The sequence below is a fragment of the Blastococcus sp. SYSU DS0552 genome (assembly GCF_054050815.1).
In genome coordinates this window covers 1-12,025 of sequence record NZ_JBJHAB010000024.1, presented here as the reverse complement: position 1 = coordinate 12,025, position 12,025 = coordinate 1, and the positions used below count along the sequence as shown (strand labels likewise).

Annotated in this window: 15 protein-coding genes and 1 tRNA gene; 10 read left to right on the top strand and 6 right to left on the bottom strand. The window is 73.8% G+C overall.

Features of this window, described 5'->3' with window-relative positions:
* Positions 1–32: 32 nt before the first annotated feature.
* From ACI8AG_RS18545 to ACI8AG_RS18530, 4 genes are read left to right on the top strand one after another with little or no spacing between them, the layout of a single operon-like run.
* On the top strand, positions 33–656 hold the full coding sequence (locus ACI8AG_RS18545) for a YdcF family protein (protein WP_456598185.1): 624 nt from the start codon (positions 33–35) through the stop codon (positions 654–656).
* A 10-nt stretch (positions 657–666) separates the two neighbouring features.
* Positions 667–1,146 carry a hypothetical protein gene (locus ACI8AG_RS18540; protein ID WP_456598184.1) on the top strand — a complete coding sequence of 160 codons (480 nt, stop codon included), beginning with the start codon at positions 667–669 and terminating at the stop codon, positions 1,144–1,146.
* Complete coding sequence (gene dnaG, locus ACI8AG_RS18535; RefSeq protein WP_456598183.1) at positions 1,146–3,032, top strand: DNA primase; 1,887 nt, start codon at positions 1,146–1,148, stop codon at positions 3,030–3,032. Before ACI8AG_RS18540 ends, dnaG begins: the two co-directional genes overlap by 1 nt.
* The gene (locus ACI8AG_RS18530) at positions 3,029–3,583 is read left to right on the top strand and encodes a hypothetical protein (protein WP_456588929.1); all 555 of its coding nucleotides are present in this window, start codon (positions 3,029–3,031) and stop codon (positions 3,581–3,583) included. Before dnaG ends, ACI8AG_RS18530 begins: the two co-directional genes overlap by 4 nt.
* 13 nt (positions 3,584–3,596) lie before the next feature.
* Here ACI8AG_RS18530 and ACI8AG_RS18525 read toward each other — a convergent pair whose 3' ends face one another.
* Positions 3,597–3,806 (bottom strand): hypothetical protein, encoded by a 210-nt coding sequence (locus ACI8AG_RS18525; RefSeq protein ID WP_456588930.1) that lies wholly within the window; start codon positions 3,804–3,806, stop codon positions 3,597–3,599.
* 137 nt (positions 3,807–3,943) lie between these two features.
* On the opposite strand from ACI8AG_RS18525, the gene ACI8AG_RS18520 reads away from it, so the two are divergent.
* Positions 3,944–4,019, top strand: a tRNA-Asn gene (locus ACI8AG_RS18520).
* Between the two features lie 121 nt (positions 4,020–4,140).
* Here ACI8AG_RS18520 and ACI8AG_RS18515 read toward each other — a convergent pair.
* Positions 4,141–4,425: a dihydrofolate reductase family protein gene (locus tag ACI8AG_RS18515; RefSeq protein WP_456598182.1), complete on the bottom strand. Its 285-nt coding sequence runs from the start codon at positions 4,423–4,425 to the stop codon at positions 4,141–4,143.
* A 185-nt stretch (positions 4,426–4,610) separates the two neighbouring features.
* On the opposite strand from ACI8AG_RS18515, the gene ACI8AG_RS18510 reads away from it, so the two are divergent.
* Together ACI8AG_RS18510 and ACI8AG_RS18505 are read left to right on the top strand one after the other, a co-directional pair.
* The gene (locus ACI8AG_RS18510) at positions 4,611–5,204 is read left to right on the top strand and encodes a TetR/AcrR family transcriptional regulator (protein WP_456598181.1); all 594 of its coding nucleotides are present in this window, start codon (positions 4,611–4,613) and stop codon (positions 5,202–5,204) included.
* Positions 5,201–6,340, top strand: a complete 1,140-nt coding sequence (locus ACI8AG_RS18505; RefSeq protein ID WP_456598180.1) for an FAD-dependent monooxygenase — start codon at positions 5,201–5,203, stop codon at positions 6,338–6,340. The genes ACI8AG_RS18510 and ACI8AG_RS18505 overlap by 4 nt, the downstream gene beginning before the upstream one ends.
* A 21-nt stretch (positions 6,341–6,361) precedes the next feature.
* Here ACI8AG_RS18505 and ACI8AG_RS18500 read toward each other — a convergent pair whose 3' ends face one another.
* On the bottom strand, positions 6,362–6,766 hold the full coding sequence (locus ACI8AG_RS18500) for an MmcQ/YjbR family DNA-binding protein (RefSeq protein ID WP_456598179.1): 405 nt from the start codon (positions 6,764–6,766) through the stop codon (positions 6,362–6,364).
* A gap of 90 nt (positions 6,767–6,856) precedes the next feature.
* On the opposite strand from ACI8AG_RS18500, the gene ACI8AG_RS18495 reads away from it, so the two are divergent.
* Positions 6,857–7,234, top strand: coding sequence for a nuclear transport factor 2 family protein (locus ACI8AG_RS18495; RefSeq protein WP_456598178.1), 378 nt, complete (start codon positions 6,857–6,859; stop codon positions 7,232–7,234).
* A gap of 95 nt (positions 7,235–7,329) precedes the next feature.
* On the top strand, positions 7,330–9,021 hold the full coding sequence (locus ACI8AG_RS18490) for a flavin monoamine oxidase family protein (protein ID WP_456598177.1): 1,692 nt from the start codon (positions 7,330–7,332) through the stop codon (positions 9,019–9,021).
* Between the two features lie 82 nt (positions 9,022–9,103).
* Here ACI8AG_RS18490 and ACI8AG_RS18485 read toward each other — a convergent pair whose 3' ends face one another.
* Both ACI8AG_RS18485 and ACI8AG_RS18480 read right to left on the bottom strand, forming a co-directional pair.
* Positions 9,104–10,015, bottom strand: a complete 912-nt coding sequence (locus tag ACI8AG_RS18485) for a hypothetical protein (RefSeq protein ID WP_456598176.1) — start codon at positions 10,013–10,015, stop codon at positions 9,104–9,106.
* A gap of 94 nt (positions 10,016–10,109) precedes the next feature.
* The gene (locus tag ACI8AG_RS18480) at positions 10,110–10,853 is read right to left on the bottom strand and encodes an SDR family oxidoreductase (RefSeq protein WP_456598175.1); all 744 of its coding nucleotides are present in this window, start codon (positions 10,851–10,853) and stop codon (positions 10,110–10,112) included.
* 80 nt (positions 10,854–10,933) lie between these two features.
* Between ACI8AG_RS18480 and ACI8AG_RS18475 the strand changes: the two genes are divergently transcribed.
* Positions 10,934–11,407 (top strand): RrF2 family transcriptional regulator, encoded by a 474-nt coding sequence (locus ACI8AG_RS18475; protein ID WP_456598174.1) that lies wholly within the window; start codon positions 10,934–10,936, stop codon positions 11,405–11,407.
* A 126-nt stretch (positions 11,408–11,533) separates the two neighbouring features.
* Here the strand turns inward: ACI8AG_RS18475 and ACI8AG_RS18470 are convergent, their stop codons facing one another.
* Positions 11,534–11,917: an ADP-ribosylglycohydrolase family protein gene (locus ACI8AG_RS18470; RefSeq protein ID WP_456598173.1), complete on the bottom strand. Its 384-nt coding sequence runs from the start codon at positions 11,915–11,917 to the stop codon at positions 11,534–11,536.
* Positions 11,918–12,025: the final 108 nt, after the last annotated feature.

Sequence of the window (12,025 nt, the reverse complement as noted above, 5' to 3'; positions counted from 1 at the left end):
GCGCCGTCGTCCCCGCGTGGTACCCATGACGGGTGGGTGTGCGGAGTCTGCTGTCGCGGGTGGTCGGGGCCGGGGTCCTGGCCGCCGTGCTGCTGGTGGCCTCCACGGCGCTCGCCATCTGGTGGACGGCGCGGCAGGACGCCCGGCCGCAGTCCGACGCGATCGTGGTGCTGGGCTCGGCCCAGTACAACGGCGTCCCGTCGTCGATCTTCGCGGCCCGACTGGAGCACGCGCGGGCCCTGTACGAGCAGGGCGTCGCACCGGTGATCGTGACCGTCGGCGGGAAGGCGGCCGGCGACCAGTTCACCGAGGCGGAGGCCGGGCGCGACTACCTCGCGGCGGCCGGGGTGCCCGCCGAGTCGCTGCTCGCGGTGCCCGAGGGTGTGGACACCCTGGAGAGCATGCGCGTGGTCGGCGCGGCGTTCGACGAGCGCGGCTGGGAGCGCGCCGTGCTGGTCACCGACCCCTGGCACGCGATGCGCGCCGAGCGGATGGCCGAGGACGCGGGGATCGAGGCGGAGAGCTCGCCGACCCGCCAGGGCCCGGCGGTGCAGACCCGCGCCACCCAGTTCCGCTACATCCTGCGGGAGACTGCTGCCTACCTGCTCTACCGCGTGACCGGTGAGAGCATCGCCGGCGCGCCCGGCATCGGCTGAGGGAGGAACGGTGCTCGAACTGGGCAGGGCCGGTACGCAGGGCGCGCCGAAGGGCGTTCTGCCGGTGCTGCGCGACGGCCGGGTCGTGGCGACGCTGCGCCCCGCGACGTGGACGGAGGCCGCCACGGTGGCGGTCGACGGCGAGACCTGGGAGTACGCCCGGCGCACGCGCGAGCTCACCGGTCACCGGTCGGGTGACCCGGAGGGCACCGCCCGGCTGCGTGCCCGGCAGACGTCGGCCTGGAGGGGTACCTGGGCGATCGACCTGGAGGGGGCGACGGTCGAGGTGCGGCCCGCCTCCCGCTGGAAGGGGACCCACCGGTTCCTGCTGCACGGGCGTCAGGTGGCGGAGAGCGGCACCACGCCGGGCTGGACCCCGCGGCCCGCGATCACCCTCGACGGCGCCCTGCCGCTGGACCAGCAGCTGTTCCTGCTGTGGTGGGAGCACGTGATCCGCCGGCGGGTCACGGCAGCGGCGGCGGTCGCCTGATGGCCGGTCGGGGGCGCATTCGCACCGCGGACATCGCGCTGGTGCGCGACCGCAGCAAGATCGACGAGATCGTCGGCGAGCACCTGCAGCTCAAGCGCGCCGGTGGCGGCAGCCTCAAGGGGCTGTGCCCGTTCCACGACGAGAAGTCGCCGTCGTTCCAGGTGACGCCGAGCCGCGGGCTGTACCACTGCTTCGGTTGCGGAGTGGGCGGCGACGTGATCCGGTTCGTCCAGGAGATCGACCACCTGTCGTTCACCGAGGCCGTCGAGCTGCTGGCCAACCGCGCCAACATCGAGCTGAAGTACGAGGACGACGGCGGCCGCCCCACCGCGGGCCCCGACCGGGCCTCGGTCGGGCAGCGGGCGCGGCTGGTCGCGGCCAACACCGCGGCGGCCGCCTTCTACGCCGAGCAGCTCGGCACGCCGGAGGCCGCGCCCGCCCGGCAGTTCCTCGCCGACCGCGCCTTCGACCGGCAGGCGGCGCTGGACTTCGGCTGCGGCTACGCACCCGGCGGCTGGGACGGGCTCACCCGCCACCTGCGAGCCAAGGGCTTCAGCCAGCAGGAGCTGGTCACGGCCGGGCTGGCGAAGGAGTCCTCCCGGGGCACCCTGATCGACCGGTTCCACCGCCGGCTGGTGTGGCCGATCCGCGACATCACCGGCGACGTCATCGGCTTCGGTGCCCGCAAGCTGATGGACGACGACCCCGGCCCCAAGTACCTCAACACCCCGGAGACACCGCTCTACAAGAAGAGTTCGGTGCTCTACGGCATCGACCGCGCCAAGCGTGACATCGCCAAGCGGCACCAGGCGGTCGTCGTCGAGGGCTACACCGACGTCATGGCCTGCCACCTGGCCGGGGTGACGACGGCGGTGGCCTCGTGCGGTACCGCCTTCGGCGCCGAGCACATCGGGGTGCTGCGGCGGCTGCTGATGGACCAGGACGAGTTCCGCGGCGAGGTGGTCTACACCTTCGACGGCGACGCGGCCGGCCAGGCGGCGGCGATGAAGACCTTCGCCGAGGACCAGCGCTTCGTCGGTCAGACGTTCGTCGCGGTCGAGTCGGAGGGGCGTGACCCGTGCGAGCTTCGGCAGGAGCACGGCGACGCCGCCGTCCGCGACCTGGTCGCCCGCCGCACCCCGCTGATCGCCTTCGTGCTCAAGACCACGCTGGCCGGCTACGACCTGGACACCGTGGAGGGCCGGGTCGCCGCCCTGGAGAAGACCGTGCCGCTGGTGGCCCAGATCAAGGACCACGCGCTGCGCCCCGCCTACGCCCGGGAGCTCGCCGGGATGATCGGCAACACCGACGAGGCAGAGGTGCTCGAGCGCGTGCGCCGGGCGACCGGTGACGGGGGAGGAGCGCCCTCCCGGGGCCGCCCCCGCGCGCCCCAGCGCACCCCCGACGACGCCGCGGTCGCCGTCGAGCGGGAGGCGGTGAAGGCCGCGTTGCAGGCGCCCGAGCTCGCCGGCCCCGAGTTCGACGCCATCTCCCCGAACGCCTACACCGACCCCGACTACGCCGCCGTGGTGGCCGCCATCGCCGCGGCCGGGGGTGTGGCTGCCGTGACCGCCACCGGGCCGGCCTGGCTGGACGAGGTCGCCGCGCACTGCGAGCGGGAGAGCGCCCGCGCCCTGCTCACGGCGCTGGCGGTGGAGCCGATGCGCTCGGTGAGCGGCGAGTGCGACGCCGGCTACGTCAACGCGCTCCTCGCGCGGGTGCAGGAGATGGCGACCGTCCGCGAGATCACCGCCCTGAAGGGCCGGCTGCAACGGACGAACCCGGTCGACTCCGGTGACGAGTACATGAAGGCCTTCAAGCAGCTGATGGATCTCGAGCAGCTGGCGATCTCGCTGCGCAAGCGTGCGATGGGCGGCCTGGCATGAGCCTGCTGGCCGAGCTGCGGCGCCGGTTCGCCCGCCCGCCGGAGGAGGTGCGGGCCGCGGTGGCCGACCCCGACGAGCGGGTGCTCGCCTGGGGCGTGCTCGCCCGCGGGGCCGGCTGGCTGGTGGCCACCTCCCGCGGTCTGCGGGTGATCGGCCCGGCCGCCGGGGACACGGTGCTGCCGTGGCACGAGGTGGGGCACGCCCGCTGGGCCGCGACCGCCGACGGCGGCGGTTCCTTCACGGTCACGCCGCTCGCCGAGGTGGAGCCGGGTGTGCAGTCGCGGCTGCCGGTGGTGCGGCACGTGCTCGCGGACGCCGGCGACCTCCCCGCGGTCGTGCGGCGCCGGGTGGACCAGACCATCGTCACCAGCCGGCGCGTACCGCTGCCGGACCGGGGAGGGCTGCTGTTGGTCGCCCGCCGGGTGCCCGGTCAGGCCGTCCGGGAGTGGACCGTGGTGTTCGACGACGACGCCGACCGCGACGACCCGGGTGCCAGGGAGACCGCACGGCAGAAGCTCGCCGAGGTGCTGGCCGCCGAGCTGCCGGACTGAGCCGGCGCGCGGATCAGCGAGGGGCCTCGCTGCCCAGCTGGGCCTTCAGCGTGGAGACGGCGTCGTCGGCCTTCGCCTGGGCCATGCCCGCGAGGCTCTGCAGGCGCGGGTCGTCCTTGGCCTGCTCCCAGGCGCGCCGGAGCTGCTCGTAGCGCTCGCGGCCGGCCCGCGACCCGAGGACGTAGCCAGCCCCGAATCCGGCGAGGAACGACAGCTTGGCCACGGAAACCTCCAGAGTGAACATGCGGTGAACGACGGCCACCGTACCTGTGGTGCACAACGCTTCGCCCCTCGTGAGCCGCGTGCGGGGGGCGTCCGCGCGTGGGGTACTCTCGTCGGGCCAGCGGATCGCACCGCTGATCCCCCGTAGCTCAATTGGCAGAGCATGCGACTGTTAATCGCAGGGTTATTGGTTCGAGTCCAATCGGGGGAGCCACCCAGGCCTCCGACCAGCGCGCATGCCGGTCGGGGGCCTTCGTCGTTCCCGCACCGCGCCCGACGTGCTCCCGGGAGAGCAGTGGCCGCCTCCTCCGCCTCGTGACCGAGGACGGCAGCAGTCAGGGCCGTCGTACGGCGTAGCGCAGCAGGACGACACCGTTGCCGAACCGCCGGTTCTGCACCAGTGCCAGGTCGGTCGGGTGGTCGGCTGCCTCGAACAGCCGTCGACCGCGGCCGACGACGAGCGGGTTGATGTAGAGCCGGTACTCGTCGACCAGGTCCAGACGTCGGAAGGTCCCGACCAGGTCGACCCCGCCGAGCGCCGTGTCGCCGCCCGGTTGCTCCTTCAGCGCGCGGAGCTCGTCGGGGTCCACCTCTGCGCGCAGCGAGGCATCGGGTCCCACCTTTCCAGGGTGTTCCCGCCCTGCGCTGGACTGGTGACCGCTCCGCCGGCACCGCTTTCGGGACGCAGGGTGGCGACGCGCCCGGTGACGTGTCGTCGGCATGGCGCGACCGTTCCGCCCGCCGTCCGCTCGGCCTAGCGTCTTGGGCGACCGACCAAGACGATCGCCCAACCCAGGGAGGCGCGATGGCCCCGTCCGCCCCGACCGCACCGAGCGCCGACGTCCGGTTGCGGCTCCTGCAGGCCGCGGCCGAGCTGATCCCCGAGCTCGGGTGGAACGCGGTGAGCACCCGCGTCGTGGCCCGGCGGGCCGGGGTGGCGCCCGGCCTGGTCCACTACCACTTCGCCTCGGTGCAGGCGCTCCTGACGCAGGCGTCGCTGCGGGCGATGCGGCAGGTGCTGTCCTCGCTCGCTCCCGCCCTGTCGTCGGCCGGGCCGGGGGAGGACGGGCTGGCCGGGCTGCTCGCCGCGCTCGACGAGCACGACGGCGCGGACCCGACCTCCCTGCTCTTCCTCGAGGCCTACCTGGCCGCGACCCGGGACGCCGATCTGCGGGCGGAGCTCGGCCGCGTCCTCGACGAGTTCCGCGGCGTGCTGACCTCCTGGCTCGCCGCGCAGGGCGCGGAGGCGCCCGCCGCCACGGCCGCCGTCCTCGCCGCGGCGGTCGACGGCGTGCTGCTGCACCGGGCGATGGACCCAGGGCTGACCTCGACCGCCGTCACGCCGGTGCTGCGCCGGCTCCTGGACGGCCCGGGCGCGGGAAGGGCGGGCCAGCGATGAGGGCCGTCGTCTGCGGAGCCGGGATCGCCGGTCTCGCGCTCGCCGGACGCCTCGCCGACCACGGGTGGGACGTCACCCTCGCCGAGCGCGCGCCCGGCCCCCGGGAGCAGGGCTACATGATGGACTTCTTCGGGCCCGGCTACGACGCCGCCGAGGCGATGGGCGTCCTGCCCCGGCTCCAGGAGCTCAGCTACCGCGTCGACGAGCTCGCCTACGTCGACGCCTCCGGACGGCGCAGGGCCGGCCTCGACTACCAGCGCTTCGCCCGGACCCTCGACGGGCGCCTGCTGAGCATCATGCGCCCTGATCTGGAGCGCGCGCTGCGGGAGCGGCTCGGGGACAGGGCCGACCTGCGCTTCGGCTGCTCCGTCGCGCGCATCGACGCCGGGACCGACGGCGTGCGCGTCGCCCTGACCGACGGCACCGAGCTCGATGCAGACCTGCTGGTCGGGGCCGACGGCGTCCACTCCGCGGTGCGGGAGACGGTCTTCGGCCCGGAGCCGCGGTTCCTGCGCTACCTGGGCTGCCACACCGCCGCCTACGTCTTCGACGCCCCGGAGGTCCGGGCGCAGGTGGGCAACCGGTTCGCCATGACCGACTCGGTGGACCGCGCGATGGGGTTCTACGTCCTGCGCGACGGGCGCGTCGCCGCCTTCGCCGTGCACCGGGATCCCGAGCCCCGGCTGCCGTCGGACACCCGCGCCGAACTGCGCAGCCGCTGCGCCTCGCTCGGGTGGGTCGTCCCCCGGGCGCTCGACCACTGTCCGCCGTCCGCCGAGCTCTACTACGACCAGGTGGCCCAGGTCGAGGTGCCGGAGTGGCACCGGGGCCGCGTCGTCCTGCTCGGTGACGCCTGCCAGGCGGTCTCGCTGCTCGCCGGTCAGGGCGCCTCGCTGGCAATGGCCGGCGCGCACGTCCTCGCCGGGCAGCTGGCGGGCGGTGGCGCGGTCGAGGACGCCCTGGCCCGGTACCAGCGGATCTGGCAACCGGTCGTCCGGGTCAGGCAGGAGGCCGGGCGGCGAAGCGCGAAGTGGTTCCTCCCGTCGTCGACGACGCGGCGGCTGCTGCGCCGGGCGGCCCTGGGGCTGTCGGTCCTGCCGGGCTGGGACAGGGTCGTGCCGCGGCTCGCGGGGTAGCCCGGGCCCCGATACCTGCCGTCAGGACGGACGACGGCGGCCGTCGCGCTCGGCGAGCAGGCGCCGGGGCGCACGCGCCCGCCACGCGTCCTGCACCAGTTCGGTGAGCTCCCCGACATCGATCCGATCAAGCCGTACGAGCACCACGGCGTACCCGTCGAAGTGCGGGGTGGTGAGGAAGACGTCGGGCGCTCCGGCGAGCAGCGCGGCCTTCTCGCCCTCGTCTGCCACGCGCACCCCCAGCACCGGCTCGTCCTCGTCGGGTGCTGCGGCGCCGAGTCCCGCGCGTTCGGCCTCCCGCAACGGCCGCGCCCACACGAAGGCCTTGCCGTGCACCCGCCACGAGGGGTGCCCGCCGTACGAGGGGTGCTCATCGGTGCCCGGTAGCGACGCGACCAGGCGCCGGACGTCCTCCCAGGTGGCCACACCGCAGTGTGGTCCCGGCGAGGCGCTGGTGGGAAGGTGCCTGCGGTGGTGCGGGGCCCCGCATCGCGACGATGGACCGTGGAGAGAGGGATGACCGTGCCGACCGATCCCTTCGCTGCCTTCCGGGCGGCCGTCGAGAGCCGCGACGTCGATGCCGCGGTGCGGCTGTTCACCGACGACTGCGTCTTCCTGTCGCCGATCGTCCACGAGCCCTACCGCGGCACCGGTCCGCTGCGCGCGATCCTCACCGGCGTCATGTCGGTCTTCGAGGACTTCCGCTACACCGCCTCCTACGCGGGCGACGACGGGCACGTCCTCGCCTTCGACACCAGGGTCGGCGACCGTGCCCTCCAGGGCGTGGACATCCTGCGCGGCCGCGACGACGTGCTCACCGAACTGACCGTGATGGTCCGGCCCTACTCGGCCGCGACCGCGCTCCGCGAGCGGATGGCCGCCCTGCTCGCCTGAGCGTGGCGGGCCGCACCGGGCGTCCCCGTAGGGTGCGACACCGCGCGCCTGGACGCCAGCCGCGAGCAGCCGGTGCAGGTGAGGAGGAGGACGCCGTGACGATCGGGCCGGACCGTGAGGCCTCTCGCGACGAGGACCGGCCGCCGGTCACGATCTTCGGCCCGGACTTCCCGTTCGCGTTCGACGACTGGATCACGCACCCGGTCGGCCTCGGCGAGATCCCACCCGAGCGGCGCGGCGAGGAGGTCGCCATCGTCGGTGCGGGGATCTCCGGTCTGGTCGCCGCCTACGAGCTCATGAAGCTCGGGCTCAAGCCGGTCCTCTACGAGTCCTCGCAGATGGGCGGGCGGCTGCGATCGGCGCGGTTCGAGGGCGCCCCCGCGGAGATCGTCGCGGAGCTGGGCGGCATGCGGTTCCCCGTGTCGTCGACCGCCTTCTACCGCTACGTCGACCTGCTCGGCCTGGAGACCAGGCCGTTCCCCAACCCGCTGACGTCGGCGTCGGGCAGCACGGTCATCGACATCGAGGGCGAGACGCACTACGCCGAGTCGTCCGAGGCGCTGCCGCCGCTGTTCCGGGAGGTCGCGGCGGCGTGGGCCGACGCTCTCGGGACCGTGGGTTTCGACGAGATCCAGGACGCGATCCGGGCGCGCGACGTCACGAAGCTGAAGTCGCTCTGGGACGAACTCGTGCCGCTGTGGGACGACCGCACCTTCTACGACTTCATCGCCAGCTCCGAGGCGTTCTCCCGGCTGTCGTTCCACCACCGGGAGGTCTTCGGGCAGGTGGGGTTCGGCACCGGCGGGTGGGACTCCGATTTCCCGAACTCGATGCTCGAGATCTTCCGCGTCGTGATGACGAACTGCGACGAGGACCAGCGCTTCGTCGTGGGTGGCGTGGAGCAGGTGCCGTGGGGGCTGTGGAACCACGCGCCGTCCCGGCTCGCCCACTGGCCGGCCGGGACGACGCTGGCGAAGCTCCACTCCGGCGGGCCGCGCGCCGGCGTCGCCGCGATCGCCCGGCACGCGGACGGGCGCTTCGCCGTCACGGACGCCTGGGGCCACGTCCGCCACTACCCCGCGGTGCTCGTCACCTGCCAGAGCTGGCTGCTGACGACGCAGATCGACTGCGACGAGAGCCTCTTCTCCCAGAAGATGTGGACGGCGCTGGACCGCACCCGGTACATGCAGTCGTCGAAGACCTTCGTGATGGTCGACCGGCCGTTCTGGAAGGACAAGGACCCGAGGACCGGCCGCGACGTCATGAGCATGACGCTCACCGACCGGCTGACCCGCGGCACCTACCTGTTCGACCACGGCGACGACCAGCCCGGCGTCATCTGCCTGACGTACTCGTGGATGAGCGACGCGCTGAAGATGCTGCCCTACCCGGTGGACCAGCGGGTGCGCCTCGCGCTCGGCGCGCTCAGGAAGATCTACCCCGACGTCGACATCGCCCAGCACATCATCGGTGACCCCATCACCGTCTCGTGGGAGGCGGACGCGAACTTCCTCGGCGCCTTCAAGGGCGCCCTGCCCGGGCACTACCGGTACAACCAGCGGATGTACGCGCACTTCGTGCAGGACGACCTCCCGCCCGAGCAGCGGGGGATCTTCCTGGCGGGTGACGACGTCTCGTGGACGCCGGCCTGGGTCGAGGGCGCGGTGCAGACCTCCCTCAACGCGGTCTGGGGCATCATGCGGCACTTCGGCGGCGGCACCCACGAGGAGAACCCGGGCCCCGGCGACGTGTTCGCCGAGATCGGCCCCGTCGCGCTGCCGGACTAGGTGTGCTGCCCGGGGACGGCAGTTCCGGTCAGGCGGTGCCACCCTGGTCCAGGCAGCTGGGCCGGCCGGAAGCCTCGCCATGTCAGGGGGCTCTCCACCGGAGACCCGTCTCCAGGCTGATCTCCGCGAGGCGCTCGTGCAGGACGGCGAGTCCGTACGCCACGCTTCCCGTGAGCGTCACGAGCGCCATCGGGATCATCGCTGGGCCCGGATCGCCCTGGTGGGCGAGCAGCACCTGGGTCGGACCCTGCAGCGCGGCGGTCGTGCATCCCACCCACGTGAGCACCCAGGCGGTGCGGGGTCGGAGAGCTCCTCGCCTCATGAGCGGAACCACCCACCCGACCAGCGCGAGCAGTCCGGTCACGGCGAGGACGGTCCGCTGGGACAGGGCATCCATGCCTCGGGGACCGCTCGCCCCGGGGCCGAACAGGCCCCAGTACGTCATGGCCAGGCCGAAGGGCACCACGCCCACGGCGCCGACGGCGATGGCCCAGCCTCGCGGACGAGGCGGGGGGTAGCTGAGAACGCGCCCCCACCGACCGAGGGTGTAACACCAGGCGAGGACTGCGATGCCGATGGCGAGCAGGCCGAATCCGCCGTACGTCAGCGCGAACACCCACGGGCTCAGGTGGTCCATCCCGTCGGTGTGCAGCTCGCCTGTCCCCACGAGCTGGAGCGCACCGCCCAGGGGGAGGCCGACGAGGATCGGAGCCAGCAGGCCGGTCGCTCCGCCCGCGAGCGCCACCACGATCCACCCGGGGACGCGCCGCCCCCACGGACGGACCAGCGCGATCGCCAGACCGACGGCCATCAGCTCGAGCAGGATGGTGACGACGTTGCCGACGACCACGCGGGTGCTGTGGAGCTCTGCTGCCCCGGCGGAGCTCTCCACCCCCACCGTGCTGCCGGTGAGCCACAGGATCTTCAGCGCCGTGTACGGCGCGACCGCGGCCACGACCAGGCACAGGGCGATGCGCTGAGCACGGGGATGCATGTCCGGCCTCCGGCTACCTGCCGCGGCGCTCGACCACGGCGTGGACGTGATCGGACGACCAGGCAGGCGCGGTCGTCCGGTCGGACCGGCTGGATCACCGCTGTGCGGCGAGCCAGTCGTCGAAGGTCGTGGGTGCGATGCGAGCGCCGTCCGCGGGGAGGAGCACCTCGCCGGCCATCTCGGGGCCGAACACCGTCGACCAGCTGGGACGGAGCTTCACCTGACGGCCCAGCACGTCGTTGGTGCGGCGGGCCATGTCGACCAGGTCCTGTGGTTCCGGTCCGGCGACGTCGACGTAACGTCCCTTCGGCTCACCGACCGCCAGCTCCACGAGGATGCTCGCCACGTCGTCGGGTGCCACGGGCTGCAGCAGCAGCGGTGCCACGGTGGCGACCCCGTCCTTCTCCGTCCAGCCGGCGACCATGGCCGGGAAGTCGTGGAACTGGGTCGCCGGCACGATCGTCCACGGCACGGGACCTTCCTCCACGAGGCGCTCCTGGAGTCGCTTGCCTGCGTAGTGGGCGTTCCCCTGGACGCGGTGCAGGCCGGCGATCGAGAGCAGCACGTGGTGCCGCACGCCGGCGCGCGCCTCGGCCGCCAGGAGGTTGCGGGTGGCCGAGCCGAAGTAGGTGAGCGCTTCGTCCACCTCTCTGGCTGCCGAGTTGGTGACGTCCACGACGGCCTGCACCCCGGTCAGGGCCTCGTCGAGACCCCGTCCGGTGAGCAGGTCGACCCCGGACGACCGACTGACGCGAACGGCCTCGTGGCCGGCGTCCTCCAGCACGCTCACGACCCTGGCACCGATGTTGCCCGTGGCGCCGGCAACCGCGACCCGCATGATTCCTCCCTCGTTCTCCGGGCTCGGCGGGACCTTATCTCGGAGAAAACATCTCCGCAATGTCCTGTTACGCTCCCCCCGTGAGGCTGCCGGCGAGCACGGAATGGCTCCTGCACTGCGCGACGACGCTCGCGCAGCTCGAGCGGGGCGCCTCCGCGACGGCCGCGCAACTGGCCGAGTACTACGACCTGCCGCCTGCCTCGCTGGCCAAGCAGCTCCAGTCGCTGGTCAAGGCGGGCGTCCTGCGCGCGAGCACCGGCCCCCGGGGTGGGTTCGAGCTGGCGCGGCCGGCGGAGCAGATCACCTTGCTCGACGTCGTCGAGGCCGTCGACGGAGCGGTCTCCCCGTACGTCTGCCGGGAGATCCGCCGGCGCGGGACCGGAGCTCTGCCCCCCGAGGAGTGCGCCCGCGCCTGCGTCCTCGCGGTGAAGATGGCCGAGGCCCACTCCGCGTGGCGGGAGAGCCTCGCGTCGGTCAGCCTCGCCGACATCGTCGCCTCGCTGCCGGCCTCCGCGCCGGCGCGGACCCGACACCGCATGCGGCGCGGTTCCTGACCCGGCCCGTGGTCGGTTGTGGCGGCGGCCGACGCCGCCGACCCGGACGTCGTGCGCGTGCGCGCGGACAGGCGGGTGACCGGTGCCCCCTGCGGCGCAGGAGGTCGTCGCCGACGTCGGGAGCGCTCAGCCCGGATCGACGGGCCCCCGGGTCCGGGTGGCGAGCCGGTGGGCCACCGACTCGATCCGTTCCCGGCCCTCCAGCCGGGCGAGCAGGAGCTCCGGCATCGCCCGGGCGCCGGCGAAGGCGCCGGCGATCGATCCGGCCATCGCCGCGATGGTGTCGGTGTCCCCACCCATCCGCACGGCGAAGGTGACGGCAGCCACCGGGTCCTCGAGCCGGGGGAGTGCGGCGCACAGGGCGGCCCCCACCGCCTCGTGGGCCGTGATGCCGTTCCCGGTCGTCGCCGCCGCCTGCTCGGGCCCGGTCGCCCGGGCAGCCGATGCGGCCGCGGCCACGGCGCCTTCCAGCTCAGCGGTCGCGAGGTGCCGGCGGCACGCCGCCAGCACCTCGTCGACCGGCGGTGGGGGGGGGGGGGGGGGGGGGGGGGGGGGGGGGGGGGGGGGGGGGGGGGGGGGGGGGGGGGGGGGGGGGGGGGGGGGGGGGGGGGGGGGGGG

Excerpts from the sequence above, each read along its gene's own strand:
- dnaG (WP_456598183.1), top strand. The coding sequence starts at position 1,146 with ATGGCCGGTCGGGGGCGCATTCGCACCGCGGACATCGCGCTGGTGCGC.
- ACI8AG_RS18530 (WP_456588929.1), top strand. The coding sequence starts at position 3,029 with ATGAGCCTGCTGGCCGAGCTGCGGCGCCGGTTCGCCCGCCCGCCGGAG.
- ACI8AG_RS18510 (WP_456598181.1), top strand. The coding sequence starts at position 4,611 with ATGGCCCCGTCCGCCCCGACCGCACCGAGCGCCGACGTCCGGTTGCGG.
- ACI8AG_RS18505 (WP_456598180.1), top strand. The coding sequence starts at position 5,201 with ATGAGGGCCGTCGTCTGCGGAGCCGGGATCGCCGGTCTCGCGCTCGCC.
- ACI8AG_RS18495 (WP_456598178.1), top strand. The coding sequence starts at position 6,857 with ATGACCGTGCCGACCGATCCCTTCGCTGCCTTCCGGGCGGCCGTCGAG.
- ACI8AG_RS18485 (WP_456598176.1), bottom strand. The coding sequence starts at position 10,015 with ATGCATCCCCGTGCTCAGCGCATCGCCCTGTGCCTGGTCGTGGCCGCG.
- ACI8AG_RS18480 (WP_456598175.1), bottom strand. The coding sequence starts at position 10,853 with ATGCGGGTCGCGGTTGCCGGCGCCACGGGCAACATCGGTGCCAGGGTC.